The organism is Salinicola sp. 4072 (genome assembly GCF_036663415.1).
Lineage (GTDB): Bacteria > Pseudomonadota > Gammaproteobacteria > Pseudomonadales > Halomonadaceae > Salinicola > Salinicola salarius_A.
Map to the genome: position 1 here is coordinate 86875 of NZ_JAXOVV010000009.1, position 26060 is coordinate 112934.

Genomic DNA, 26060 nt, shown 5'->3' on the forward strand with positions numbered 1-26060 from the left:
CATCGCCAAGCGGTCTCGCTGGGCGCGACAGTTGCTACGAGGCGACCTGAAAGGCCATGGTGGCCTGTACGGCTCGCTTCCAGCCGTCATACAGTTCATTGCGCCTGTCGTCGCTCATGTGGGGTTCGAAGCGGCGTTCGATCGCCCATTGCTCGGCGATCTGCTCGCGCGACTCCCAGAATCCGAGGGCGAGACCGGCAAGGTAGGCGGCGCCCAGCGCCGTCGTTTCGTTGATTTCGCTACGCAGCACGTCGACGTTGAGAATATCCGCCTGGAACTGAGCCAGGAAGTTGTTGGCGATGGCGCCACCGTCGGTGCGCAATTCGGTCAGATCGATTCCCGAATCGGACTGCATTGCCTTGAGGACGTCCGCCGTCTGATAGGCCATGGACTCGATGGCGGCGCGGATGAACTGCTCCTTGCTGGTACCCCGCGACAGGCCGAACATCGCGCCGCGCACGTTCGAATTCCAGTAGGGCGCGCCGAGGCCGGTGAAGGCCGGTACCAGGTAGACGCCGTCGTTGCTGCCGGCGCGCTCGGCATAGGCTTCGGAGTCCGACGCCTTGCCCAGCATCCGCAGCCCGTCGCGCAGCCACTGCACTACCGAGCCAGCGACGAAGATGGCCCCTTCCAGGGCGTATTCGACTTCGCCGTCGATCTCCCAGGCAATGGTCGTCAGCAGACCGTTTTCCGATTTCGTGGCCTCACTGCCGGTGTTCATCAGCGTGAAGCAGCCGGTGCCATAGGTGTTCTTGGCCATGCCGGGCTTGAAGCAGGCCTGGCCGAACAGGGCGGCTTGCTGGTCGCCAGCAATACCCGCGATCGGCAGCTCGTTGCCGAAGAAGTATTTCGGCAGCACGTTGCCATAGACTTCGCTGGAGGATTTGACCTCGGGCAGCATCGATTCCGGCACGCCGAACAGCTCGAGCAGCTCCGGATCCCACCGGCGTTCACGGATGTTGAACATCAGCGTGCGCGAGGCGTTGGTCACGTCGGTGACGTGTTCGGCGCCGCCGGTCAGGTTCCAGATCAGCCAGGAATCCATGGTGCCGAACAGCAGGTCGCCTTTTTCGGCCTTCTCCTTGACGCCGTCGACGTTGTCGAAGATCCACTTGACCTTGGTGCCTGAAAAATAGGCGTCGATCACCAGGCCGGTCTTGTCGCGGATCATGTCGGCGTGGCCCGCTTCGCGCAGCTGGTCACAGATCTCGGCCGAATGCCGCGATTGCCAGACGATGGCGTTGTAGACCGGCTGGCCGGTGTGCTTGTCCCAGATCACCGTGGTCTCACGCTGATTGGTAATGCCGATGCCGGCAATTTCCGAGACGTCGACCTGGGTGTTGTTGATCACCTCGGTCAGCGTTGTCAGCACGCTGGTCATGATGTCGCGCGGGTTGTGTTCCACCCAGCCCGGTCGCGGAAAGATCTGTTCGAACTCGCGCTGGGCAACGCCTGCGATCTGCCCATTGTGATCGAACAGCATGGCGCGGGAACTGGTCGTACCCTGGTCGATCGCGAGTACGTATTTCTTTTCGTCGCTCATGGCGGTTGCTCCTCGTATTCGTTGCGGAAATCGATCAGTCAGACGGGTTAATAGATGTAGGCTACAAGCGCAGCCAGCGTGCTACCGATGACAGGGCCGACCACGGGAACCCAGGCATAGCGCCAGTCGTTAGGGCCCTTGTTCTTGATCGGCAGTACGGCATGGGCAATGCGGGGGCCGAGGTCACGCGCTGGGTTGATGGCGTAGCCTGTCGGCCCACCCAGCGAGGCCCCGATCGAGACCACCAGCAGTGCGACCGCCAATGGCCCGAGGCCGGATGGCGTGTTACCGAACATGATGATCACGAAGATCAGTACAAAGGTGCCGACGATCTCGCTGACCAGATTCCAGCCGTAGGATCGGATGGTCGGTGCCGTGGAAAACGTAGCCAGTTTGATGGAGCTATCTTCGGTGTCATCGTACTGTTTTTTATAGGCGAGGTAGCAAACGACCGCCCCGAGAAAGCCGCCGACGAACTCAGCCACAAAGTACGTGACAGTCGTGACGACATTGATCGGAATACCATCGGCGTACTCCTGAGCCGGACCGATAAGTAAACTGAGAGTCACCGCTGGGTTGAGATGCGCACCGGTATCGTAGGCAACGTAGACCCCGCAGAACACGGCAAGCCCCCAGCCGAAGAAGATCACGATGCCATCGCTGCCGTTGCCGTTCGTCCTGTTCAGCAGGACGTTGGCCACGACGCCGCAACCCAGTAGCGTCAGGAACGCCGTTCCGGCGATCTCGTGAACCAGTATCGTTTCTACAATTCCCATGAATACTCCTTAATGTCATGAGTGTCGTGGCTGGGTAAGGCCGGACTTGCATGCCCAGCAAGGTGAATGCCGATAAAAATGATGGGCTGGCGTGCCATGTGCTTCCTCCTTCGTGTTGCGCCTCTCGTATCGATGGCAGTCGGATTGATGCCGTCATTCGCGACGGCGGCGTTCGCTTATGGGGTCCGGGAGCGTACCTAGATTTCCGGCTCGGCCTTGGTGGGCCCGTCGGAAGAGCGAGCGAGGTAGTCGGCAAGCCGTTGGCATTGATCATCGTCGAGCCGTAACCCGAGCTTGGATCGCCGCCAGAGGATATCTTCGGCAGTTCGTGCCCACTCGTGATCGCGCAGGTAATCGACTTCGGCGGCATACAGGTCGGCGCCAAAATGCTCGCCCAGATCTTCCAGGCTTTTTGCACCCTCCACGATGTCGCGCACGCGGGTCCCGTAGTTGAAGACCAGGCGGTTGGCCATGCCCAGGGGAATGAAGGGGTGACTGGCCTGTAGCGACTCGAACAGATGCTGGGGTTTCGCTTCTTCTCCGCCGGGGAGCGGGTGGCCCTTGCCGGTCCAGGCTTTTCCCTGGTTGCCGAGCTCAGGGGCCAGTTGATCGACGGCATCCTCGGCCAGCCGCCGATAGGTGGTCAGCTTGCCGCCGAAGACGTTGAGCAGGACGGCGCCGCCGGAGGTATCGAGCTGGATGCGGTAATCGCGGGTGATTTCGCTGGCGTTGTCCTCGCGATCGTCGAGCAGGGGGCGCACGCCGGAGTAGCTCCAGACGACGTCGTCGGGACCGATCGACTGCTCGAAATAGCGATTGGCGGATTCGCAGAGATAGCGGACCTCGTCTTCCTCGATCGCCACTCTGCCCGGTGCGCCCTCGTGCTCGACGTCGGTCGTTCCGATCAGCGTGAAATCACGCTCGTAGGGGATGGCGAACACGATGCGGCCATCGGGCTGCTGGAAGATGTAGGCGTAGTCGTGGTCGAACAGCCGGTTCACCACGATATGGCTGCCCTTGATCAGGCGCAGCGAATACGGGTGCTTCTGCGAAGCGACCTCGTCGAGGAAACGTACGGCCCAGGGCCCGGCCGCATTGGCCAGCCCGCGCGAGTGAACCGCGATTGTCTCGCCGTCCATCGTCTTTAGAGTGACTTGCCAACCGTCGGCGTTGCGCACTGCCGTTTCCGCGCGGGTACGCGTCATGATACGGGCGCCACGGTCGGCCGCGTCCATGCAGTTGAGCACCACCAGCCGAGCATCCTGAACCCAGGCATCCGAGTAGGCGAAGCCCCTGGCGAACTCGGGCTTCAGTGGCGTCCCGGCCGGGTGATCGGCGAACTTGACGCCATGCGAGCCCGCCAGCGTCTGGCGTCCACCCAGGTGGTCGTACAGGAAAAGCCCGGTTCGGATCATCCAGGCCGGCCGCAGATGCTTCTGATGAGGCAGGACGAAACGCATCGGCCAGATGATGTGCGGCGCTGCCTTGAGCAGTACCTCGCGCTCGGAAAGTGCCTTGGCCACGAGCTTGAACTCGTACTGCTCCAGGTAACGCAGGCCTCCGTGGATCAGCTTGGTCGAAGCCGAAGACGTATGGCTGGCAAGATCATCCGCCTCGACCAGCAACACCGAAAGGCCGCGACCCGCGGCGTCACGCGCGATACCCGCGCCGTTGATACCGCCGCCGATGACAATCAGATCGTAGCTTGCGTTGGCCATGTTCGGATCTGCTCGCTAATGTTCGAATTGACTCATTGTGGCTCGCTATCGAACATTTTTAATTAATCAAAAAGTATTAGATGCTGGACAAGTCGTATGTCTGTTGTGGATTGCGAGAGCGATAACTGCCTGATGAATCAATAGTCTAGAGCGACTTTATCCATTCGTTTACGAGATTTTCATCAATGAAAATTTCTTGGGTCAGAAGTTTTTATCCGAATTTCATGAGCTTGAATCGTGTAGAGACAAGTGTCAGAGGGAGGGGCTGGTGGCGGTCATCATGACGACTCGCGATAGGCCTGCCTGGGGCGGGGTGGAAGCGCGGACGGGGCGAGGAGAGGGCTTTCGAAATCGAACATTGGGTCTGCGTTCGAGACCGTAATACTCAGTAAGGTACAGGAGGTAAACGATGACCGAAGAGCGACCCCCAATATCCATCCTGGCGAGATTCTGCTGGAGGATGTCATCGAGCCGTTGGGTTTGACCAACAATGCCATGGCCATTGGTGTGCCGGCGACCCGTATCGGCGAAATCACGCGCGGGGCGCGGGCGATCACGGCAGACACGGATTTGCGCCTGTCGATCTACTTCGGTACCAGCCCGGGCTATTGGCTGCGGCTACAGAATTCCTATGATCTGGATGAGGCCAGACGCCACGGTCACTACGAGGGGATTCGCCCTCGGGTGGCTTGGTCTAGCCAGGTAATCAGAAGGGCGGCGCCAATGTCGCCCTCGGCACGAACCGCCGTATCCGCCTCTCTCCGCCTAACTTGCAGCTGAATCCCTCTCATGTCGCTGTCTCATATTTCACGCCAGCTTCTGCAGTTCTTCATACAGCGCCACGGGAATCTTCACGCCATTGACGCGGCTGCGTTCCCGCGCTTCGTAACGACGCTGCGAGGGCAGCCGGGCGCCCTGGTCGAGAATGCGCTCGAACAGCACTTCCGCGTGGGCGAGATGCGTGTCGGCACGTTCGCCCAGGAAGGTGGCGGGGGAGAGGGCGATGATGATCTCGCCGTGGTAGGGCTTGCCGGTGCCTTCATCGTTGGCGGGTTGCGTTTCGTGGCTGAGCACGTCGCCGATCAAGGGGCCGGCGAGCAGTTCGATCATGGTCGAGAGCGCGGAGCCCTTGTGGCCGCCGAAGGGAAGCATGGCGCCTTCGAGTGCGGCTGTCGGATCGGTGGTCGCGTTGCCCTGGTCGTCCAGTGCCCAGCCTTCGGGGATCGAGTCGCCGGCGCGTTTGTGCAGTTCGATCTCGCCGCGGGCGACGACGCTGGTGGCGAAGTCGAAGGTGTAAGGGTGCTTGCCCGGCCGCGGCCAGGAAAAGGCGATGGGGTTGGTGCCGAGCAGCGGGCGGTTGCCGCCCGTGGGGGCGACGAAGGCATGGGTCGGGTTCATCGCCAGGCCGACCAGCCCCATCTCGGCGAGCGCTTCGACCTCGGGCCAGAGTGCGGAGAAGTGGAAGCAGTTGTTGATGGCGAGTGCGGCGATGCCGTTACGTTCGGCCTTCTCCTTGAGAGGCGACTTGCCTCGTTCGAAAGAGAGCAGCGAGTTGCCCCGATGCGCATCGATCCTCACGATGCCGGGCGCCTGATCGATGATCTCCGGCTCGGCCTGGGTATCGACACCGCCTTTTCTGGCGGTTTCCACGCAACTGATGAGGCGATAAAGGCCGTGGGAATGGCATTCGTCACGTTGCGCCGCGATCACACTGCGCGTGATTGCGCCGGCGTGGGCGTCGCTGAATCCGGCATTGCCGAGGATGCGCAGGCTCAGCGCTTCGGCGTCTCGAAGCGAAAGGGTAATGTCTTGTTCCATGATCGGGCTCTTCGGCGGGTGCATCAGACATTGGCATGCAAAGACGCCAGACAGTGAGTCGGCTCTTTGTCATACAAGCAGGAAGCCAGCATAAACGTCTGAAACGTCAGCGCCTGTTAGACGAAAGTGATAGTTCGTCGAGCGTGATGCCCACGAATGGTGTGGTTGCATGTCGGGCTAGGTCGGATCCTGATGAGATCCCGGCACCGCCAGCGCGTTCAGATCGAGCATCTGGATCGCGCTGATTGCGGCCTCGATGGCGCCTTCCTGGCACAAGCCGGACAGGGCGGCGTTTTCATAGCCAGACAGTGCGGCCTCGATGCAGGCTTTTTGGACTTTCGTGGCGAGCTGCAGCGCTTCCGTCTCGTTCATCGCTTCTTCTCCAATCGTCCATCGCGCATTTGCAGGTACTCTCTGAGCACCACGGCATGATTGCATTCGACGTCTTTCGCAGCGAACAGCAGCGTCAGCTGCTGCTGGCGGGCGATCTCACATAGCTCGTCGAGAGCGGTGGTGTCGGCCTCGGCGAGTTCCGCGAGATACGCCTTTCGAAACGCTTGCCAGCGTTCCCGGTCATGGCCGAACCACTGGCGTAGTGCCTTGCTGGGCGCCAGCGTCTTGTACCACTCGTCGATCCTGGCATCTCGTTTGGCGATGCCGCGCGGCCACATGCCGTCGACCAGTACTCGATAGCCGTCGTTCTGGGCGGTGTCGTCGTAAATCCGTTTGAGCTGGATCTTCATGGGCTCTCCTGCGGAGTGGGCATGGCGGTGGCCGGACGAGCTGAATCCGAACTGAATCAGGGCGCTGCCGTCACCGACGATAACCCTAATGTAGCCAAAGCTGCATGGGCAGGAACGTCCGCTCAGGAGGAGGTATCAGGCCGGCAGCTGCCCGCGAATTACCGTTGGCTGGGCGGTTAGCGGTAGCAATCTCCGCCAATATCCGGATACTTATAACGCTGTGTTTTTGTTTCTAACAACAAGCAAGGATAAAAAATTATGAAAAAGGCTTTTGTGGTTCCAGCCGCTGCCGCTCTTTTCGCCGTCGGCTCGACCGCCTCGGCTGTGGCTCCTGCCCAGGAGAAGCCGCTGGTCATCGGCACCAACAACTGGGCCGAGAACGTTGCCGTCGCCAACCTCTGGAAGCTGGTGCTGGATGACCAGGGGTATGACGTCGAGCTATCGGATGTCGGCAAGAGTGCCTTGTTTGCGGGATTGGCGAGCGGCGATTTCGATCTGTCGCTGGAACTGTGGCTGCCGTATACCGACAAGGCGTTTCTCGAGCCGTACAAGGATACGCTCGAGGTTCACGACGCCTGGTATGACAGGACCGGGCTGGGCCTGGTGGTGCCGAGCTATGTCGACATCGATTCCATTCCGGAACTGGCGAAGCGTGCCGACGAGTTCGAATACCAGGGCAGCCCGACGATTCTGGGGATCGACCCGGGCTCGGCGATCGCCGGGATGACCGACGACGCTATCGAAACCTACGATCTGCCTCTGAACCAGGTGAACAGCTCCGAACCGGCGATGATGTCCGCGCTCGACCGCGCCTACAAGAGTGAAGAGCCGATCGTGGTAACGCTGTGGAATCCGCACTGGGCCTTCGCGGACTACGATCTGAAGTATCTCAAGGATCCCGAGAAGGTCTATGGCGACGGTGACACGATCTACTGGTTCTCCCGCGAGGGCTTTTCGGGAGACGATCCGTGGCTGACGGCGGTGCTCGATGCCTGGCACATGAGCGATGAAAGTCTCGGCGAGCTGATGTCGGAGATCGAGTCTCAGGACGATCCGGTGGCGGGCGCACGGACCTGGCTCGAGGAAAACCGCGATCAGGTCGACGAATGGCTGGCGGCCGGCGAGCAGATTCAACCGTAGCGATAGCGGAGATCGCGTCTTGTCCTGCGTGGCTGGCCGCTTCTATTAAACGGAACGGTCAGTCAGTGCAACCACTGCGGGTTACGCTATTGGACAATTGATTAAACGCTGCTTCACGCTCTAGTCTGTGCCGATTACCGGATACCTGACAGACCGGTAACACAATGACAATCGGCCACAAGCCGATATCACAATAACAGCGTGCTGCTGTGCAGGAGATTGACAATGAAGAAGACGCTGCTTGCGGCTGGCATCGCCGCCATGATGCTGGGCGCGACCCCGGTCATGGCCAAGACGCTGGTCTACTGCTCCGAAGGCTCTCCGGAAGGCTTCGATCCCTCGCTCTACACTGCGGGGACCACCTTCGACGCGTCGAGCAAGACGGTCTACAACCGTCTGGTCCAGTTCAAGCCGGGTACCACCGAAGTCGAACCGGCCATCGCCAAGAGCTGGGAAATCTCCGACGACGGCCTGGAAGTGACCTTCCATCTGCGCGATGACGTCAAGTTCCAGACCACCGACTTCTTCACGCCGAGTCGAAAACTCAACGCCGACGACGTCATCTGGACGTTCGAGCGTCAGATGGACGAGAACAACCCGTATTACAAGCTCGCCAACGGCAGCTTCGAGTACTTCAATTCGATGTCGATGGGCGAGTTGATCAAGTCGATCGAGAAGGTCGACGATCATACCGTGAAGTTCGTGCTCACCAAGCCCAACGCGCCATTCGTCGCCAATCTGGCAATGGACTTCGCTTCGATCCACTCCAAGGAGTACGAGCAGCAGTTGCTCGACGAGGGCAAGCCGGAGCTGGCCAACCAGCAGCCGATCGGCACCGGTCCGTTTCAGTTCGTCAACTACCGTGAAGATGCGGCCATTCGCTATCAGGCCAACCCGGACTACTTCCGCGGCAAGCAGCCGATCGACAACCTGGTCTTCGCCATCACTTCCGATGCCCAGGTTCGCTACCAGAAGCTGATGGCGGGCGAGTGTCATGTGATGCCGTTCCCGAATCCGTCCGATGTCGAAGAGATGAAGCAGAACGACGACATCAACGTACTCCAGGAAGCGGGTCTGAACGTGGCCTACTTGGCCTACAACACCCAGCAGGCGCCATTCGACAAGCCGGAAGTGCGCAAGGCACTCAACATGGCGATCAACAAGCAGGCGATCATCGACGCGGTGTTCCAGGGCGCTGGCGAAGTCGCCAAGAACCCGATCCCGCCGACCATGTGGGGCTACAACGACGACATCCAGGATGATCAGTACGATCCCGAGAAAGCCAAGCAGATGCTGGCCGATGCGGGCGTCGAGAACCTGAAGATGAACATCTGGGCGATGCCGGTTCAGCGTCCGTACATGCCGAATGCGCGGCGTACCGCCGAGCTGATGCAGTCGGATCTGGCCAAGGTCGGTGTCGATGCGGAGATCGTCACCTACGAGTGGGGCGAGTATCTGAAGCGTTCTTCGGATACCAAGCGCGAGGGCGCGGTCATTCTGGGCTGGACCGGCGACAACGGCGATCCGGACAACTTCATGGGCGTGCTGCTCGGCTGTGATGGTGTCGGCGGTGCCAACCGTTCGCAGTGGTGCCACCAGCCGTTCGACGAGCTGATCCAGAAAGCGCGCACGCTGAGCGATCAGGGCGAGCGTGCCAAGCTCTACGAGCAGGCGCAGGAGATCTTCAAGGAGCAGGCACCGTGGGACACCCTGGCCCACTCCACGGTCTTCATGCCGATCCGCAAGGAAGTGACCGGCTACAAGATCGATCCGCTCGGCGGCCACAGCTTCGAAGGCGTCGACATCAAGTGATTCTCTCCTAGCGAGGACACGGGGCGGCTCTGAAGCCGCCCCGTCTCTTATCGCGCGACTAGCTAGTACTCCAAAATGTTCAAATTCTTTCTGGTCAAGCTGGCGCAGCTGGTCCCGACGTTCATTGGCGTCACCATCGTTGCGTTCGCTTTCATTCGCCTGTTGCCGGGCGATCCGATTCTGCTGATGGCGGGAGAGCGCGGCATCTCGGCCGAACGCTATGCCGAGCTCAAGGCGCAAATGGGTTTCGACCGCTCTCTGGTCGTCCAGTATCTCGATTTTCTGAAGGGGCTGCTGCACGGCGATCTCGGTAATTCCCTGGTGACCCACTCGCCGGTGATGGATGAGTTCATGAGCCGCTTTCCGGCCACGCTGGAACTTTCGCTGTTCGCCTTGGCGTTCGCTGTCATCATTGGCTTGCCGGCCGGCGTGCTGGCGGCGGTCAAGCGTGGCAAGACGCTCGACCATACCGTCATGGGTGTCAGTCTGACGGGCTACTCGATGCCGATCTTCTGGTGGGGCCTGCTGCTGATCATGCTGTTCTCCAGCACGTTAGGCTGGACGCCGGTTTCCGGACGCATCTCGTTTCTGTATTTCATCGACTCCGTCACCGGCTTCATGACCATCGATAGCCTGATCGCCGGCGACTGGGGCGCGTTTCTCTCCGCGCTGCATCACCTGGTCCTGCCTGCGATCGTGCTGGGCACGATTCCGCTGGCGGTCATCGCGCGTCAGACGCGCTCCTCGATGCTCGAAGTGCTGGGCGAGGACTACGTTCGCACCGCGCGCGCCAAGGGGCTGTCGAACTTCCGCGTGATCATGGTGCATACGCTGCGCAACGCGCTGATCTCGGTGGTGACGGTGATCGGCCTTCAGGTCGGCCTGCTGCTGGCGGGGGCGATTCTGACCGAGACGATCTTCTCCTGGCCGGGCATCGGCAAGTGGATGATCGATGCGATCTCGCGGCGCGACTATCCTTCGGTGCAGGGTGGTCTGGTGCTGATCGCGTTCATTGTGATGATCGTCAATCTGCTGGTTGATATCGCCTATGGCGTCATCAATCCACGCATTCGCCATTAAGGGGGCATGACAATGGCTGCAATTTCCACCCCCGCCGCACCCGGGACGTTCCGCTACCAGCTGGCCTCCTTCTGGAGCGATTTCAGCGCCAGTCGCGGTGCGCTGGTCGGCCTGATCTTCATCGTTCTCATTCTGCTGGTCGCGCTGTTCGCGCCCTGGGTCGCCCCGCACGACCCGGCGATGCAGGACCGTTCGGCGCTGCTGGTGCCGCCGGTCTGGCATGCCGAAGGAAGCTGGGACTATCTCCTCGGTACGGATGCCGTGGGTCGCGACATTCTTTCCCGTCTGATCTACGGGGCGCGCTATTCGCTCTCGATCAGCGCCATGGTGGTCATCATCTCGATGGGCGCCGGGATCTTCCTCGGCCTGCTGGCCGGGTACTTCCGCGGCTGGATCGAGACCGTGATCACCCGCGTGATGGACGTGGTGCTGGCATTCCCCAGCCTGCTGCTGGCACTGGGCCTGGTCGCCATTCTCAGTCCCGGCCTGACCAGTGCCATGATCGCCATCGCCATGGTGCAGCTACCCTATTTCGTGCGCCTGACGCGGGCCGCGGTGATCGGCGAGAAGAGTCGCGAGTACGTCATCGCCAGCCGGCTTTCCGGCGCCGGGCACCTGCGGCTGATGTTCAACACGCTGCTGCCCAACTGCATGGCGCCGCTGATCGTGCAGGCGACGCTCTCTTTCTCCACCGCGATTCTCGATATCGCGGCGCTGGGTTTTCTCGGCATGGGCGTCCAGCCGCCGACGCCGGAGTGGGGCGCGATGCTGGCCAATGCGCGCGAGTTCATGGGTAGCGCCTACTGGGCGGTCACGTTCCCGGGGCTGATCATTCTGCTCACGGTATTGATGATCAATCTGATGGGTGACGGCTTGCGCGATGCGCTCGATCCCAAAATGAAGCGTTCATGACGCAGGAGGCTCTTTCATGGCATTACTAGATATCGAAGGGCTCAGCGTTCGCTTCCAGACGAGCAGTGGCCTGTTCGCGGCCGTGGAGGGCGTCAATATCAACGTCGACCGCGGCGAGGTGTGGTCGATCGTGGGCGAGTCCGGTTCCGGCAAGTCCGTGTCGATGCTCGCCACCATGGGCCTGCTGCCGTGGACGGCACAGGTCACCGCCGACAAGATGGCCTTCGATGGCCAGGATCTGCAGCAGTTGAGCTCGCGCCAGCGCCGGCGCATCGTCGGCGGCGAGATGTCGATGATCTTTCAGGAGCCGATGAGCAGCCTCAATCCCTGCTTCACCGTCGGCACCCAGATCGATGAGATGATCAAGCAGCACCTGGGCGGATCGCGCAAGGAGCGCCACGAGCGGGCGCTGGATCTGCTGGCGCAGGTGGGGATTCCCGACCCGGCGCGTCGGATCAAGGCGTATCCGCATCAGCTCTCCGGCGGCATGAGCCAGCGGGTGATGATCGCCATGGCGATCTCCTGCAACCCGCGCCTGCTGATCGCCGACGAGCCGACCACGGCGCTAGACGTCACCATCCAGGCGCAGATTCTCGAGCTGCTGCTGCGGTTGCAGGAAGACACCGGCATGGCGCTGATCCTGATCACCCATGACATGGGCGTGGTCGCGGAGACGGCGAAGCACGTGGTGGTCCAGTACGCCGGCCGCCAGGTCGAGAAGCAGGACGTGAAGTCGCTGTTCGCCAATCCGCGTCATCCCTACACCGAGGCGCTGCTGTCGGCGCTGCCGGAGCGCGCCGGCGATCAGGATCGCCTGCCGACCATTCCCGGCGTCGTGCCCGGTCAGCATGATCGCCCGACGGGTTGCCTGTTCAACCCGCGCTGCCGCTATGCCACCGAGCACTGCCGCGAGGTCGAGCCGGTGGCGGCGCCGGACGATCCGGCCCGTACGTTGTGTCACTATCCGCTCGATCACCCGGCAGCCGGTATGCCGCCTTCGGCCGCTTCGTCGCAAGAGCCACCGCAAGAACCGCTGCCGACGAATCCGTCTTCCCAGAGCTCCTCTCCCCAGAACCCCTCTTTCCAGAACCCGTCGCGACCGGAGGTGCGCCCATGAGCCGTGACGCCGTATTGAGTGCCGTCAATCTCACGCGCCACTATCAGATCAAGGGTGGGCCGTTCTCCAAGCCGGCGACGGTGAAGGCGCTCAACGAGGCCACCTTCGAACTCTATCCCGGCCAGACGCTGGCCGTGGTCGGCGAGTCCGGCTGCGGCAAGTCGACCCTGGCCCGGGTGCTGACGATGATCGAGCCGCCCACCAGCGGCAAGCTGACGATCAGCGGGCACGAGGTATCGTTGAAGGAGGGGCAGCGGCCCCCGGCGGCGTTGCGCCGGGAGGTGCAGATCATCTTTCAGAATCCGTATGGCTCGCTCAACCCGCGCAAGACGGTGGCGACCATGCTGGAAGAGCCGCTCAAGCTCAACCGCAAGGAGATGAGCGCGGCCGAACGACGCCAGGCGGCGCTAGACATGATCGCCAAGGTCGGGCTGCGTCCGGAACATGCCGATCGCTATCCGCACATGTTTTCCGGTGGGCAGCGTCAGCGTATCGCCATCGCGCGCGCCCTGATGCTCAACCCGAAGATTCTGGTGCTGGACGAGCCGGTCTCGGCGCTGGATCTGTCGATCCAGGCGCAGGTGCTCAACCTGCTGGCGGATCTGCAGGACGAGTTCGGGCTGGCCTACGTGTTCATCTCGCACGATCTGTCGGTGGTGCGCCGCATCGCCGACGACGTGATTGTGATGTACTTCGGCCAGCCGGTGGAAACCGGGCCGGCGGAGGAGGTCTTCACCACGCCGCGCCACCCCTACACCCAGGCGCTGTTCTCGGCCACGCCGGTGGCGGACCCCAACCGCCGACGCGAGCGTGTCCACCTCAAGGGCGAGCCGCCGTCGCCGCTGGCGCCGCCGCCGGGTTGCCCGTTCGCCCCGCGCTGCCATCTGGCGACCGAGGCCTGCACCCAGGCCGATCCGCCGCTGGATAGCGTCAACGACCGGGTCAAGGTTGCCTGCATCCATGTCGACCAGGCGGTCGCCAAGTACGCCCGGGCGGGTTGAACCGAAAGCCTCCCGCCCAATGCGAGCGCCGATTGCTGCAAGACAGTCGGCGCTCGGCCCTCATCCTGCCACTCTCGATGTCGCCTCCTGGCGTGCATTGTCTACGCTGTAGTCAGGATCGTTATCCGGTATCGCAACGAGCCGGGTAGTCGAATCGCGTCGTTTACACCCAGACAGTCACGCCAAGTCAATCATCACACCAAGTCAGTCATCACATCAGGAGGTGGCGGTCATGACTCAGCAGATACTGGTACCCATCGATGGTTCGGCCAGCGCACGCCAGGCGCTGGCACATGCGTGCCTGGTCCAGCGTGCGACCCAGGCCAGAATCCACCTGTTGCATGTGCCCGAGGTGCCGGTTGCCAAGGATGCGCTCGGCGCGAAGGTGGGAGCTGCGCCAGCCGACTACACGCCCGAGAAGGGGCGGCTGCTGGGGGAGCGCCTGCTCGAGGAAGCCTGGCAGGCGATGTGTGGCGATTCGGACGAGGTGACCTATCACATCGTGGAAGGGCATCCGGTCGAGACCATCGTGCGGCAGGCGACCGAACTCGGGGTCGACATGATCATCATGGGCAGCCGTGGCCTGAGCGATCTGAAGAGCCTCGCTGTCGGCAGCGTGTCGCACAAGGTGGCGCATCTTGCTCCTTGTGCGGTGCTGACGCTGCACGTGCCCGGCTAGACGCCGGACGAGCGGCTCGCCGTAAGGCCGTCGATCAGGAGATGTCGACCTGATAACGGAAGGTGTTCGCGGCGCCGCGTGAACGCCGGTATTCCAGCGGCGTGCGGTCGTAGCCGAACGCCAGTCGTTCGATCATGACGACCGGCTGGCCGGTGCCAATACCGAGAACCCCGGCGAGTGTCGCGTCGGCCGTCTCGACGGTCAGGGTTTCTCGCGCCGAACCGATCAGCTGCCCGCACTGGGTCTCGTAGAACGGGTAGAGCAGATTGCCGAAATCGTCGGGATCGATCTGTATCAGGGCTTCGAATCGGCTGGCCGGCAGCCAGATTTCTTCGTGATAGACCGTCGTCCCGTCGAGTTCCCGCACTCTCTCCAGTCGAATCACGTTCTCCGACGAAGGCAGTGCCAGCGCATCCGCCACGTAGGACGGCGGTGATGTGAGTTCCCGGGCCAGGATCCGTCCATTGGGAATTCGGCGCTCGCCCCTGGCATCCACCTGGCGGAAGAAACGGAACAGCGAGCTCTCGAAGTTGGGGCGCAGGACGAAGGTGCCGCGTCCCTGGCTGCGCTTCAGCAGCCCGTCCTGGACCAGCGTGTCCACGGCCTTTCTCAGCGTGCCGACGGCGACACCGTAGTGCTTGGTCAGCTCGGCTTCGGTCGGAATCGCGCCGCCCGGCGCCCATTCGCCGGCGGCGATCTTGGCCAGCATGTCGTCGCGCAGGCGCTGGTAGAGCGGCAGGCGTTCGTCGGTCATGGAGCCTGTTCCCTTCATGAATGTTTCCTCCACGATGTTCCAGACAAATGTATCACCTTTGTTTTCATCTTTAGTCGTAACCCCGGAAGAATGCGTCCGATGCGGTGTATGCTTGCGCCCGCTGTTATTCAACTATATGAATAGATCTTTCATTGAGACCGAACGTTTCGTTCGCCGTCACGTGTTCATGTCATTCACCAAGGGCCACTCATGACGCAACTCGCTTCCGTCGCGCTGACCGGCGTCGATACGCATGCGCATATCTTTCACCAGGGGCTGGAGCTGGCCGGCAATCGCCGCTACAGCCCGGATTATGACGCGACCGTCGAGCAGTATCTGGCGCATCTCGATCATTGCGGCCTTTCTCATGGCGTGCTGGTGCAGCCGAGCTTTCTGGGTACCGACAACCGACATCTGGTCGATGCCCTGCGTCGCTTTCCGCAGCGTCTGCGCGGCACGGCGGTGGTGGCGCGTGACGTGACCGAGGAGACGCTGGACGAACTGGCCGAGGCGGGTGTGGTCGGCATTCGGCTCAACCTGATCGGGCAGCCGCTGGAAGACTATCGTAGCGCGTCCTGGCGGACGTTGTTCGCCAAGGTGGCACGGCTCGGCTGGTCGGTGGAGATTCAGCGGGGCGTGGAGGATCTGGGCGAGATCGTGCCGCAGATTCTGCAGTCCGGCGTGGCGGTGGTGATCGACCACTTCGGCTTGCCCGACGGCGAGATCGACCCGGCCAATTCGGATCACCGGACGTTGCTGTCGCTGCTGCCGAGCGAGGCGATCTGGATCAAGTTGTCGGCGACCTACCGCAGCCGCTCGACGCCGGCTCAGGCACGGCGCTCGATCGAGCGTCTGCGCGATGCCTATGGCCATGGCGATCGGCTGGTGTGGGGAAGCGACTGGCCTCACACGCGGTTCGAAGCCCACACCGATTACGACGCCCAGTTCTCGCTGATGGAGACGCTGCTGCCGGACGCCGCCGAACGCCGGAAGATCCTGATCGATAACCCGGCCAGGCTGTTCGGAATCGATCGGGCTGCCTGAAGGCCAGTCGGCCAGGTTTCGTCGAGAAGGGATCCTCGAAAGGGATCGATTGAAAACCCATAAAGACAAGCGCTACGGGGAACAACGTCATGATGAGTCTTCTGGTGGTGGGAGCGATCGTCGTTTCCATCGTTCTGGGATATCGCACCAGGATCAATATCGGTCTGTTCGCGATTGCCTTCGCCTATCTGATCGGCTGCTTCGGGTTGGGCCTGAGCCCCAAGGAAGTGGTTGCCATGTGGCCACTGAAGATATTCTTCATCATCTTTTCGGTGTGTCTGTTCTACAGCTTCGCGATCGTCAACGGCACGCTGGAGAAGCTGGCCGAGCATCTGATGTATCGCTGTCGGCACTTTCCGCACCTGCTGCCCTTTGCCATCTTCCTGGCGGCGGTGGTGATCTCCGCCCTGGGGGCCGGCTATTACACCGTGCTGGCGTTCATGGCGCCGATCACGCTGCTACTGTGTGAGCGCACCCGGCTCAACCTGATCGTCGGCGCCATGGCGGTCAACTACGGCGCATTGGCGGGTGCCAACTTCGTCTCCAGCCAGAGCGGCATCATCTTCCGCACGCTGATGACCAATTCCGGCATTTCCGACGACCAGGCGTTCATCAACAGCTTCGGCATCTTTGCCAGCACCATGATCGTGCCGATCGTCGTTCTCGCTGGCCTGATCCTGTTCAGCCGCAAGCGGGGCGCGGCGATGGTATCGCTGGCGCACGTCGAGCGTCCCGGCCCGCTCGATCGCGAACAGCGCTCCACGCTGATTCTGACCCTGCTGATGATGGCTACCGTGCTGTTGCCTCCGATCGCCAGCCTGGTGCTGCCCGACAACGGCGTCGTGGCACTCATCGATTCCAAGGTGGATATCGGCCTGATCGCCAGCGTGTTCTCGGTCATCGCGCTACTGATGAAGCTGGGCGATGAGCGCAAGGCGATCGCTTCGCTGCCGTGGGGCACGATCATCATGATCTGCGGTGTCGGCATGCTGATCTCGGTGGCGATCGAGGCCGGCACCATCGATCTGCTCGGCTCCTGGATCGGCACCAACATTCCGCCGGTCCTGATCCCCGTGGCGTTCGGCATCGCTGCCGCGTTCATGTCGCTGTTCGCGAGCACGCTGGGGGTGGTCACGCCGGCACTGTTCCCGCTGGTGCCGTCGCTGGCCACCACACTCTCGATCGACCCGATGATCATCTTCATCGCCATCGTCGTCGGCGCACAGGCCACCTCGATCTCGCCGTTTTCCTCCGGTGGCAGCCTGATCCTCGGCTCCTGTCCCACGGACGAGGCGCGCGCGGGGCTGCTGCCCAAGCTGCTGTTCCGTGCGGCCCCGCTGGGCTTCGTCGCTGCGCTGGTGTTCAACCTGATGCTGGCGTTCGTGTTCTAGCAAACCGGCGGTGATTCAGCGGTCCCTCCGGGTATCGACGCCGTTGGGATGCATCGAAGCAGTGGGGATGCATCGAAGCAGTGGGGACGGATCGAAGACGTTGGAATGAGTCGAAGACGTTCGAATGAAAGAAAAGAGGCGACGGAATCCCGTCGCCTCTTTTTTTGCCCGTGACCGGGTTATTCGCCTAGCGTCGGCGGCAATCGCGCCAGATCGCCACTGGCCTTTTCGAAGGCGCGTGCCAGTTGCAACACGCCCCAGTCGTCGCGGGGTCGGCCGATCAGCTGGAAGCCTATCGGCAGGCCGGCGCCGTTGAGTCCGGCCGGCAGACTGATCGTCGGGGCGCCGAGCATCGAGGCGGGAATCACGACTTCCATCCAGCGGTGATAGGTATCCATCGCGCTCCCGGCGATCTCGCGCGGCCAGTGCGTTTCGACGTCGAAAGGAAAGACCTGGGCGCTGGGCATGGCCAGGTAGTCGAAGCGCTCGAACAGCGCGCTCCAGGCCCGGTAGGCATCGCCACGCTGGACGTTGGCCACGTGGATATCCTGCGCCGAGAGCGCCAGACCGCGTTCGACCTCCCACTGCGCTTCCGGCTTCAAGCGCTCTCGGGTGGCGGGGGCGACGTAGAGCGCCCCCAGGTTGCCGGCGACGGCCCAGTGGCGCAGTGTCGTCCAGCTTTCCCACAGCATCTCGGCATCGAACGGCAGGTCGACCGCTTCCACCTCGCAGCCCAGCGGGGCGAAGCGATCCAGTGCCGCTCTGCATTGCGAGAGCACGCCCGCTTCCATCGCCAGATGCCCCTGCCAGTCGCCGAGCCAGCCGATCCGCAGCCCGTGAATGTCGCGGTCGAGCGCGCCGGAGACGCTGCTGCCATCGGGGATCAGCGGCTCCCCCAGCGTGAGCGGGACGCGTGGGTCGAAGCCGGACTGCGTGTCGAGCAGGCGGGCCACGTCTTCGACGGTTCGCCCCATCGGGCCGTTGGTGGCGAGCTGTTGACCGAACGGGTCGGCGACGAGACCGGGTACGCGGCCGAACGAGGGGCGAAAGCCGATCACGTGATTGAAGGCGGCGGGGTTTCGCAACGAGCCCATCATGTCGCTGCCGTCGGCGACCGGCAGCATCCGCATGGCGAGCGCTGCCGCCGCGCCACCGCTGGAGCCGCCGGCGGTGCGCGAAGGATCGAAGGCGTTGCGAGTGGCGCCGAATACCGGGTTGTAGGATTGCGAGCCCAGGCCGAATTCCGGCGTATTGGTCTTGCCGATGAAGATCGCGCCGGCTGCACGCATGCGCTCTGCCATCAGGCTGTCCTGCTGGGCGATCTGGCCGGAGAACAGCGGCGAACCCTGGGTCGTCGGGAAGCCTTGGGCGTCGGAGAGATCCTTGATCGCCTGGGGAAAGCCGTGCATCCAGCCGCGCGACTGCCCCGCAGCGAGTTCGCGATCGGCGAGCTCGGCCTCGGCGAGCAGCGGGGCGCGTTCGCGGCGGGAGACGATGGCGTTGACGACAGGATTCACGGCGTCGATATGATCGAGATAGGCGATCATGACCTCGCGACAGGAGACCGATCGGTCATGGATGCGCTGCGACAGCCTGGTCGCGTCCCAGGTGACGATCTCGTTCAGCGGCGGTCGGACAGGCGTGCGGTCGGAAGCGTTAGACATCGGCAAAGATCCCGGCAAAAGAGGGTGTCGATCAGCATACCGCAGTCAGGTGACTGTCATGCCGCTACGGCACGTCAGGCAGTCTTCTCTCCGATCCGATCTTGATGCAACCGTTCGTCTGGGCGCTCGGATTCGGCCATGCAGCCCTGGGTGACGCCAGGTTCAGCAAAGACGAGACATGCACCCAGCAGAATCCATCGAAGGTCTAACGGCATTCTGGTATGATGTATGACAACATATCGATAGAATCCTGCTTCCGCTTGCGCCATTTTAGCGCGGCGGCAGTCGGCCGAATGTCTGCATACGTTAACCCATGATAAGGGGAATCAGGTGAATTTTTCCAAAGAAGCGGTCGTTACCTCTATCACCGACGGTTTGCTGTCGTTCCCGGTGACCGATTTCGATGCCAACGGCAAGTTCGATGTCGAAAGCTACCGTCGCCGTCTGCTGTGGCTGAAGGAGTATGAAGTTTCCGCCCTTTTCGTGGCTGGCGGCACTGGCGAATTCTTCAACATCACCATCGATGAATATCGTGAAATCGTCAAAGTCGCCGTGGAAACCATCGGTGGGCACGTGCCGGTCATCGCCAGCGCCGGCCAGAGTGCCGAACTCGCCAAGGCGCACGCCAAGGCCGCCCAGGAAGCGGGCGCCGATGGCATTCTGCTGATGCCGCCGTACCTGACCGAGTGCCCGGAATCCGGCATCGTCGAGTACGCCGCCAGCGTCTGCGATTCCACCGACCTCAACGTGATCTACTACAACCGTGCCAACGGCTATCTCACCGTCAATGCCGTTCAGGCATTGGCCGATCGCTGCCCGAACCTGGTCGGCCTGAAAGACGGCAAGGGCGACATGCAGGCGCTCAACATCATCATCAAGACGCTGGGCGATCGCCTCGCCTACGTTGGTGGCGTGCCGACGGCCGAGATCATTGCCGAAGCCTATCTGGCCATTGGCGTCAGCACCTATTCTTCCGCGGTGTTCAACTTCGTGCCGGACATGGCTGTGAAGTTCTACAAGGAACTGCGCAAGGGCAACAGCGAGTTCGTGCGTCAGGCGACTCGCGAGTTCTTCATTCCGTTCGTCACTATGCGCGATACCCAGAAAGGCTATGCCGTCAGTCTGATCAAGGCCGGTGCCGACCTGGTCGGTTATCCGGGTGGCGACGTGCGTGCGCCGCTGACCATGCCCAACGAGAAAGAGCGGGCCACGCTCAAGCAGTTGATCAAAAAAGCCAACGTGCTCTGATCCAGCGTTCAAGGCCATCGGGGCGGCATCGAGCCGCTCCGTGACTTTCGCTGTGAATAGCTTTCGCTGCGAACGACTTTCAATGTGAATCAATGGTTCGGTGACTCTTCACTGTCAGTGAGCGTACGCCGTGCCGTCCGATGGTTGGAGAAACCCATTATGTCGAGCCACGCTACGCCCACTATCACGGATATGAAGGTCATTCCGGTCGCGGGCCGCGATAGCATGCTGCTGAATATCGGTGGCGCTCATTCGCCCTGGTTCACTCGCAACCTGGTCATTCTCGAAGACAGCGCCGGCCATGTCGGTGTCGGCGAAGCGCCCGGCGGTGAGACGATCCAGAAGTCCCTAGAGCAGGCTCGCCCGCTGGTCGTCGGCCAGCCCATCGGCAAGCTGCGCTCGATGGTGGCGTCGCTGCATGCCGCCGGTCGTGGCGCCGATTTCGAGGATTTCGGCAAGGGTTCCTGGACCTTCGAGCTGCGTGTCAATGCGGTGGCGGCGCTCGAAGCCGCTCTGCTCGATCTGTTCGGCAAGTTCCTCGACGTGCCGGTGGCCGAGCTGCTGGGCGATGGCAAGCAGCGCGATAGCGTCGAGGTGCTGGGCTATCTGTTCTTCGTTGGTGATGGTCACGCCACGCCATTGGGCTATCGTCGTGGTACTGAGCGTCGCGGCACCGAAGTTGTCAGTCATGACTGGTACCGCCTGCGCGACGAAGCGGCGATGACGCCGGCGAGTGTCGTCCAGCTGGCCGAAGCGGCGCACGATCGCTACGGCTTCAGGGATTTCAAGCTCAAGGGCGGCGCGCTGCCCGGCGAGCAGGAGATCGAGGCCGTCACCGCGCTTCACGATGCCTTCCCCGAGGCGCGTACGACCATCGATCCCAACGGTGCCTGGTCGCTGGACGAAGCGATCCGGCTATGCAGGAACCTGCACGGCGTCATCGCCTACGCCGAGGATCCCTGCGGAGCGGAGCAGGGCTTCTCCGGTCGCGAGATTCTGGCCGAGTTCCGCCATGCCACCGGTTTGCCGGTGGCGACCAACATGGTGGCCACCAACTGGCGCGAGATGGCCCACGCCCTGATGCTGCGCTCGGTCGACATTCCGCTGGCCGATCCGCATTTCTGGACGCTTTCCGGTGCGGTGCGAGTCTCCCAGCTGTGTCAGGATCACGGCATGACCTGGGGCTCGCACTCCAACAATCACTTCGATATCTCGCTGGCGATGTTCGCCCAGGTCGGGGCGGCGGCCGTCGGCCGCACCACCGCACTGGATACCCACTGGATCTGGCAGGAGGGCGATGCCCGGCTGACCCGTGAGTCGCCGCAGATCGTCGATGGCAAGGTTGCCGTCACCGACGCTCCCGGGCTGGGTATCGAGGTCGACATGGAACAGATCGAGCAGGCCAACGCGCTCTATCGCAGCCTGCCGGCCGGTGGTCGCAACGATGCGATGGCAATGCAGTATCTGATCGACGGTTGGGAGTTCGATCCCAAGCGTCCGGCGCTGGTACGTTGAAATGGCCGTGCGGTGGACGCATGTAGTCAGGATTGCCCGGCGGGAACGATCCCGCTCGGTCACGATGCCGAGACACGATGCCAAAGCGGGTGAAAGACAAGTTGCATCCGGCCTAATGCCGGAAGATGAATGAGTATCCACCATCACTGCAGGAGGCAACATGAATCTGACAGGTGAAATGCTGATCGGTCAGCAGGCCGTCAAGGGTAGTCGCGATCCGATCCAGGCGATCAATCCGGCGACCAACGAGCGCTTGGATCCGAGCTATCCCGGTGGCACTCAGACCGAAGTCGATCGCGCCTGCGAACTGGCGTGGAGCGCCTTCGACAGCTATCGCGAAACCTCGCTGGAGGAGCGCGCCACGTTTCTGGAAACCGTTGCCGACGAGATCGAAGCGATCGGTGATGACCTGATCGAGCGTGCCGTGGCCGAGTCCGGCCTGCCGCAGGGTCGTATCCAGGGCGAGCGGGGCCGTACCTGCGGTCAGTTGCGCCTGTTCGCCAAGACCGTGCGCGCCGGCGAGTGGCTCGATGTCCGTATCGACCCGGCGCTGCCGGACCGCCAGCCGATGCCGCGGGTCGACCTGCGTCAGCGCCACATCGCGCTGGGCCCGGTCGTGGTGTTCGGTGCCAGCAACTTCCCGCTGGCGTTCTCCGTCGCCGGTGGCGATACCGCATCGGCGCTGGCCGCCGGCTGCCCGGTGATCGTCAAGGCGCACGGCGCGCATCCGGGCACCAGCGAGCTGGTGGGTCGCGCCATTCAGGCGGCGGTCAAGAAGTGCGGCCTGCCGGAAGGCGTGTTCTCGCTGATGTACGGCTCCGGTCGTGAAGTCGGCACCGCGCTGGTCACCGATCCGCGTATCAAGGCGGCAGGCTTCACCGGTTCGCGCAGCGGCGGTCTGGCGCTGTGGAAGGCAGCGCAGTCGCGTCCCGAGCCGATCCCGTTCTATGCCGAAATGAGCTCCATCAATCCGGTCTTCCCGCTGCCGGCAGCGCTGAAGGCGCGGGGCGAAGAGATGGGCAAGGCGTTCGTCGCTTCGCTCAACATGGGCGCCGGCCAGTTTTGCACCAATCCGGGGCTGGTGATCGCGATCAAGGGGCCGGAGCTCGATGCCTTCGTCAACGCCGCCAGCGAGGCGGTCAAGGGTAGCGCTGCGCAGACCATGCTCACGCCGGGTATCTTCGATGCCTACGAAAATGGCGTCAGTACCCTGACAGGCAGTGGCAAGGCGAAGGAAGTGGCGCGCGGTCAGAAGGGCGAAGGCCCCAACCAGTGCCAGACCGGCCTGTTCCTAGCTTCCGCTCAGGACTTCCTGAGCAGCGATGCGCTGCAGGAAGAAGTCTTCGGTTCGACGTCACTGGTCGTGGAGTGCGCCGACGCGGCCGAACTCAAGCAGGTGGCCGAACATCTGGAAGGCCAGTTGACCGCCACGCTGCAGATGGACGATGCCGATCTGGACGCCGCCAGGGCGTTGCTGCCGATCCTCGAGCGCAAGGCGGGCCGGATCATGGTCAACGGCTGGCCGACCGGGGTGGAAGTGTGCGATGCCATGGTTCACGGCGGGCCGTTCCCGGCGACTTCCGACTCGCGCACCACGTCCGTGGGCACCGCGGCGATCTTCCGCTTCCTGCGTCCGGTCTGCTATCAGGATCTGCCGGATGCGCTGCTGCCAGAAGCGATCAAGCAGGACAACCCGCTGAAACTGCGGCGCCTGGTCGACGGCAAGCGCGAAGCGTAAGTCGTCGCCGGCAAGGCCGGGCCGTCGTCGACGGTCCGGTCGCCCAGAACAAGAACCTCTGCCTTCAGGGCAGGGGTTCTTGCGTTTGTAGACGGCGCTTTCCGGCACCGGCCGACAGAAGACCAAGATTGGCCACTGGTAGCTCTATCCTTCACGAACGCCTAGAATGAGCGCCGAGTCAAACGACCCCAATGAATTCGACAAGTCAAGGAAAGCCCGTGAATCCGGTTCAGACCACGTTCCAGTACGGTTCGAGTACCGTCACCCTAGAAACCGGGCGCGTTGCGCGCCAAGCCACCGGCGCTGTGCTGGTCACCATGGACGACACTGTGGTGTTGTGTACCGTGGTCGGCCGCAAGGATCTCAAGCCCGGCCAGGATTTCTTCCCGCTCTCCGTGCACTACCAGGAGAAGACCTACTCCGTAGGCAAGATCCCGGGTGGCTTCTTCAAGCGCGAAGGGCGTCCGACCGAGAAAGAGACGCTGACCTCGCGTCTGATCGACCGGCCGATCCGCCCGCTGTTTCCGAAAGGTTTCATGAACGAAGTGCAGGTCATCTGCACCGTGCTCTCCGCCGATCGTAACCAGGACCCCGACATCGCCGCGATGATCGGCACCTCCGCGGCGCTGGCGATCTCCGGCCTGCCGTTCAGCGGTCCCATCGGTGCGGCGCGTGTCGGCTTCACGGAATCACGTGGCTATTTCCTCAACCCCACGGTCGAGGAACTGGACACTTCCGAACTCAACATGGTCGTGGCGGGTACCGACAAGGCCGTGCTGATGGTCGAGTCCGAAGCCCAGGAGTTGACCGAAGACGAGATGCTGGGCGCGGTGCTCTACGCGCATCAGGAAATGCAGGTCGCGATCGATGCGATCAAGTCTCTGGTCAGTGAAGCCGGCAAGCCGAAGTGGGACTGGCAGCCGGCCGCCGCCAACGTGGCGCTCAAGGAAGCCGTCGCCGGCAGCTTCGCGTCCGCCGTGGGCGAGGCCTATCGCATCACCGACAAGATGGCGCGCCAGGATGCGCTGGCCGAGATTCGCGCCAAGGCGATCGAGCAGCTGGCCAGTGGCGATGCGCCGCAGTTCAGCGCCGATGAAGTCAGCGGTGCGCTGGCCAGCCTTGAGAAGCACACCGTGCGTCGTCGCGTCATCGCCGGCGAGCCGCGTATCGACGGTCGCGATCACAAGACCGTGCGCCCGCTGGACATCAACGTCGGCGTGCTGCCGCGCACCCACGGTTCGGCGCTGTTCACCCGCGGCGAAACCCAGGCCATCGTCGTTGCCACGCTGGGTACGCTGCGCGATGCCCAGTTGATCGAGTCGCTGGAAGGCGAGCGCAAGGATCGCTTCCTGCTGCACTACAACTTCCCGCCGTACAGCGTGGGCGAAGCCGGCTTCATGGGCGGTCCCAAGCGTCGCGAGATCGGTCATGGCCGTCTGGCCCGACGCGGTATCCAGGCGATGCTGCCGAGCGAAGCGGACTTCCCCTACACCATTCGTGTCGTCTCCGAGATCACCGAGTCCAACGGTTCCAGCTCGATGGCTTCCGTGTGCGGCTCCTCGCTGGCGCTGATGGATGCCGGTGTGCCGATCAAGGCGCCGGTGGCCGGTATCGCCATGGGTCTGGTCAAGGACGACGATGGCTTCGCCGTGCTGACCGATATCCTGGGCGATGAAGATCACCTCGGCGACATGGACTTCAAGGTGGCCGGTTCCGCCAACGGCGTGACCGCGCTGCAGATGGACATCAAGATCGAAGGCATCAACGAAGAGATCATGGAGACGGCGCTGCAGCAGGCGCACCAGGCTCGTATCGAGATCCTCGACAAGATGAATGCCGTGATCGCACAGAGCCGTAGCGAGGTTTCCGACCACGCGCCGGCGATGCAGACGATCAAGATCTCGCCGGACAAGATTCGCGACGTCATCGGCAAGGGCGGTGCAACGATTCGTGGTATCTGCGAAGAGACCGGCGCCTCGATCGATATCGACGACGACGGCACCGTGCGCATCTACGCCGAAGACCGTGCCGCGGCCAAGCGCGCCATCGACACTGTGCTCGGAATCACCGCCGAAGCCGAAATCGGCAAGCTCTACCGCGGCAAGGTGGTGCGTCTGGCCGACTTCGGTGCCTTCGTCAACTTCATGCCGGGTACTGACGGTCTGGTGCACATCTCCCAGATCGTGCCGGAGCGCGTCAATGACGTGAAAGACTTCCTGAGCGAAGGCCAGGAAGTGACCGTCAAGGTGCTCGATATCGACAACCGCAATCGCGTGAAGCTGTCGATCAAGGAGATCACGCCGGAAGAGAAGGCTGCCTTCGAAGCGTCGCTCGCGATCGAAGAGTAATTCTTCGGCGCTAACCGAA

Annotated in this window: 22 protein-coding genes; 14 read left to right on the plus strand and 8 right to left on the minus strand. The window is 62.5% G+C overall.

Annotated features, from left to right (window positions below; translation table 11 throughout):
* Window positions 1-34: 34 nt before the first annotated feature.
* The 3 genes from glpK to glpD all read right to left on the minus strand — a co-directional run bounded on the left by glpK (window position 35) and on the right by glpD (window position 4037).
* Window positions 35-1543, minus strand: a complete 1509-nt coding sequence (gene glpK, locus R3F72_RS08505) for a glycerol kinase GlpK (protein WP_087720551.1) — start codon at window positions 1541-1543, stop codon at window positions 35-37.
* Window positions 1544-1590: 47 nt separating this feature from the next.
* Window positions 1591-2319: an MIP/aquaporin family protein gene (locus R3F72_RS08510; RefSeq protein ID WP_071232351.1), complete on the minus strand. Its 729-nt coding sequence runs from the start codon at window positions 2317-2319 to the stop codon at window positions 1591-1593.
* Window positions 2320-2516: 197 nt separating this feature from the next.
* Entirely contained in the window at window positions 2517-4037 is a 1521-nt protein-coding gene (glpD, locus tag R3F72_RS08515; protein WP_332779427.1) for a glycerol-3-phosphate dehydrogenase, read from the minus strand.
* Between the two features lie 480 nt (window positions 4038-4517).
* Here glpD and R3F72_RS08520 point away from each other — a divergent pair, with 480 nt between their 5' ends.
* Window positions 4518-4817 (plus strand): HigA family addiction module antitoxin, encoded by a 300-nt coding sequence (locus tag R3F72_RS08520; protein ID WP_442978341.1) that lies wholly within the window; start codon window positions 4518-4520, stop codon window positions 4815-4817.
* A 27-nt stretch (window positions 4818-4844) separates the two neighbouring features.
* On the opposite strand, the gene R3F72_RS08525 is transcribed toward R3F72_RS08520, so the two are convergent.
* From R3F72_RS08525 to R3F72_RS08535, 3 genes are all read right to left on the minus strand, one after another.
* Entirely contained in the window at window positions 4845-5855 is a 1011-nt protein-coding gene (locus R3F72_RS08525; protein WP_332779428.1) for an Ldh family oxidoreductase, read from the minus strand.
* A gap of 177 nt (window positions 5856-6032) precedes the next feature.
* The gene (locus R3F72_RS08530; RefSeq protein WP_071232347.1) at window positions 6033-6227 is read right to left on the minus strand and encodes an acetyltransferase; all 195 of its coding nucleotides are present in this window, start codon (window positions 6225-6227) and stop codon (window positions 6033-6035) included.
* Window positions 6224-6598: a DUF488 domain-containing protein gene (locus R3F72_RS08535; RefSeq protein ID WP_303854667.1), complete on the minus strand. Its 375-nt coding sequence runs from the start codon at window positions 6596-6598 to the stop codon at window positions 6224-6226. Before R3F72_RS08535 ends, R3F72_RS08530 begins: the two co-directional genes overlap by 4 nt.
* Window positions 6599-6856: 258 nt before the next feature.
* On the opposite strand from R3F72_RS08535, the gene R3F72_RS08540 reads away from it, so the two are divergent.
* From R3F72_RS08540 to R3F72_RS08570, 7 genes are all read left to right on the plus strand, one after another.
* Window positions 6857-7738 carry a glycine betaine ABC transporter substrate-binding protein gene (locus R3F72_RS08540; RefSeq protein WP_332779429.1) on the plus strand — a complete coding sequence of 294 codons (882 nt, stop codon included), beginning with the start codon at window positions 6857-6859 and terminating at the stop codon, window positions 7736-7738.
* A gap of 225 nt (window positions 7739-7963) precedes the next feature.
* Window positions 7964-9550: an ABC transporter substrate-binding protein gene (locus R3F72_RS08545; protein ID WP_083387401.1), complete on the plus strand. Its 1587-nt coding sequence runs from the start codon at window positions 7964-7966 to the stop codon at window positions 9548-9550.
* A 75-nt stretch (window positions 9551-9625) separates the two neighbouring features.
* The gene (locus R3F72_RS08550) at window positions 9626-10630 is read left to right on the plus strand and encodes an ABC transporter permease subunit (protein ID WP_332779430.1); all 1005 of its coding nucleotides are present in this window, start codon (window positions 9626-9628) and stop codon (window positions 10628-10630) included.
* 12 nt (window positions 10631-10642) lie between these two features.
* Window positions 10643-11542, plus strand: coding sequence for an ABC transporter permease subunit (locus tag R3F72_RS08555; RefSeq protein ID WP_218777064.1), 900 nt, complete (start codon window positions 10643-10645; stop codon window positions 11540-11542).
* Window positions 11543-11558: 16 nt separating this feature from the next.
* Entirely contained in the window at window positions 11559-12659 is a 1101-nt protein-coding gene (locus R3F72_RS08560; RefSeq protein WP_332779431.1) for an ABC transporter ATP-binding protein, read from the plus strand.
* Window positions 12656-13660: a dipeptide ABC transporter ATP-binding protein gene (locus R3F72_RS08565; RefSeq protein WP_071232340.1), complete on the plus strand. Its 1005-nt coding sequence runs from the start codon at window positions 12656-12658 to the stop codon at window positions 13658-13660. Before R3F72_RS08560 ends, R3F72_RS08565 begins: the two co-directional genes overlap by 4 nt.
* 232 nt (window positions 13661-13892) lie before the next feature.
* Entirely contained in the window at window positions 13893-14339 is a 447-nt protein-coding gene (locus R3F72_RS08570) for a universal stress protein (RefSeq protein WP_332779432.1), read from the plus strand.
* 34 nt (window positions 14340-14373) lie between these two features.
* Here R3F72_RS08570 and R3F72_RS08575 read toward each other — a convergent pair whose 3' ends face one another.
* Window positions 14374-15111: a GntR family transcriptional regulator gene (locus R3F72_RS08575; protein ID WP_332779433.1), complete on the minus strand. Its 738-nt coding sequence runs from the start codon at window positions 15109-15111 to the stop codon at window positions 14374-14376.
* A 192-nt stretch (window positions 15112-15303) separates the two neighbouring features.
* Here R3F72_RS08575 and R3F72_RS08580 point away from each other — a divergent pair, with 192 nt between their 5' ends.
* Both R3F72_RS08580 and R3F72_RS08585 read left to right on the plus strand, forming a co-directional pair.
* Window positions 15304-16137, plus strand: coding sequence for an amidohydrolase family protein (locus R3F72_RS08580; RefSeq protein WP_087720448.1), 834 nt, complete (start codon window positions 15304-15306; stop codon window positions 16135-16137).
* Window positions 16138-16226: 89 nt separating this feature from the next.
* Window positions 16227-17528 (plus strand): SLC13 family permease, encoded by a 1302-nt coding sequence (locus tag R3F72_RS08585; protein WP_087720449.1) that lies wholly within the window; start codon window positions 16227-16229, stop codon window positions 17526-17528.
* Between the two features lie 179 nt (window positions 17529-17707).
* Here R3F72_RS08585 and R3F72_RS08590 read toward each other — a convergent pair whose 3' ends face one another.
* Window positions 17708-19192, minus strand: coding sequence for an amidase (locus R3F72_RS08590; protein ID WP_332779434.1), 1485 nt, complete (start codon window positions 19190-19192; stop codon window positions 17708-17710).
* Between the two features lie 330 nt (window positions 19193-19522).
* Here R3F72_RS08590 and kdgD point away from each other — a divergent pair, with 330 nt between their 5' ends.
* From kdgD to pnp, 4 genes are all read left to right on the plus strand, one after another.
* Window positions 19523-20440, plus strand: a complete 918-nt coding sequence (gene kdgD / locus R3F72_RS08595) for a 5-dehydro-4-deoxyglucarate dehydratase (RefSeq protein WP_332779435.1) — start codon at window positions 19523-19525, stop codon at window positions 20438-20440.
* A 159-nt stretch (window positions 20441-20599) separates the two neighbouring features.
* Entirely contained in the window at window positions 20600-21955 is a 1356-nt protein-coding gene (locus tag R3F72_RS08600; RefSeq protein ID WP_332779436.1) for an enolase C-terminal domain-like protein, read from the plus strand.
* A 160-nt stretch (window positions 21956-22115) separates the two neighbouring features.
* Entirely contained in the window at window positions 22116-23693 is a 1578-nt protein-coding gene (locus R3F72_RS08605) for an aldehyde dehydrogenase (NADP(+)) (protein ID WP_332779437.1), read from the plus strand.
* A 218-nt stretch (window positions 23694-23911) separates the two neighbouring features.
* Complete coding sequence (pnp, locus tag R3F72_RS08610) at window positions 23912-26041, plus strand: polyribonucleotide nucleotidyltransferase (protein ID WP_332779438.1); 2130 nt, start codon at window positions 23912-23914, stop codon at window positions 26039-26041.
* Window positions 26042-26060 lie beyond the last annotated feature (19 nt).

Coding starts and splice junctions, on each gene's coding strand:
- glpK (WP_087720551.1), bottom strand. CDS start 1,543: ATGAGCGACGAAAAGAAATACGTACTCGCGATCGACCAGGGTACGACC.
- R3F72_RS08510 (WP_071232351.1), bottom strand. CDS start 2,319: ATGGGAATTGTAGAAACGATACTGGTTCACGAGATCGCCGGAACGGCG.
- glpD (WP_332779427.1), bottom strand. CDS start 4,037: ATGGCCAACGCAAGCTACGATCTGATTGTCATCGGCGGCGGTATCAAC.
- R3F72_RS08525 (WP_332779428.1), bottom strand. CDS start 5,855: ATGGAACAAGACATTACCCTTTCGCTTCGAGACGCCGAAGCGCTGAGC.
- R3F72_RS08530 (WP_071232347.1), bottom strand. CDS start 6,227: ATGAACGAGACGGAAGCGCTGCAGCTCGCCACGAAAGTCCAAAAAGCC.
- R3F72_RS08535 (WP_303854667.1), bottom strand. CDS start 6,598: ATGAAGATCCAGCTCAAACGGATTTACGACGACACCGCCCAGAACGAC.
- R3F72_RS08540 (WP_332779429.1), top strand. CDS start 6,857: ATGAAAAAGGCTTTTGTGGTTCCAGCCGCTGCCGCTCTTTTCGCCGTC.
- R3F72_RS08545 (WP_083387401.1), top strand. CDS start 7,964: ATGAAGAAGACGCTGCTTGCGGCTGGCATCGCCGCCATGATGCTGGGC.
- R3F72_RS08550 (WP_332779430.1), top strand. CDS start 9,626: ATGTTCAAATTCTTTCTGGTCAAGCTGGCGCAGCTGGTCCCGACGTTC.
- R3F72_RS08555 (WP_218777064.1), top strand. CDS start 10,643: ATGGCTGCAATTTCCACCCCCGCCGCACCCGGGACGTTCCGCTACCAG.
- R3F72_RS08560 (WP_332779431.1), top strand. CDS start 11,559: ATGGCATTACTAGATATCGAAGGGCTCAGCGTTCGCTTCCAGACGAGC.
- R3F72_RS08565 (WP_071232340.1), top strand. CDS start 12,656: ATGAGCCGTGACGCCGTATTGAGTGCCGTCAATCTCACGCGCCACTAT.
- R3F72_RS08570 (WP_332779432.1), top strand. CDS start 13,893: ATGACTCAGCAGATACTGGTACCCATCGATGGTTCGGCCAGCGCACGC.
- R3F72_RS08575 (WP_332779433.1), bottom strand. CDS start 15,111: ATGAAGGGAACAGGCTCCATGACCGACGAACGCCTGCCGCTCTACCAG.
- R3F72_RS08580 (WP_087720448.1), top strand. CDS start 15,304: ATGACGCAACTCGCTTCCGTCGCGCTGACCGGCGTCGATACGCATGCG.
- R3F72_RS08585 (WP_087720449.1), top strand. CDS start 16,227: ATGATGAGTCTTCTGGTGGTGGGAGCGATCGTCGTTTCCATCGTTCTG.
- R3F72_RS08590 (WP_332779434.1), bottom strand. CDS start 19,192: ATGTCTAACGCTTCCGACCGCACGCCTGTCCGACCGCCGCTGAACGAG.
- R3F72_RS08600 (WP_332779436.1), top strand. CDS start 20,600: ATGTCGAGCCACGCTACGCCCACTATCACGGATATGAAGGTCATTCCG.
- R3F72_RS08605 (WP_332779437.1), top strand. CDS start 22,116: ATGAATCTGACAGGTGAAATGCTGATCGGTCAGCAGGCCGTCAAGGGT.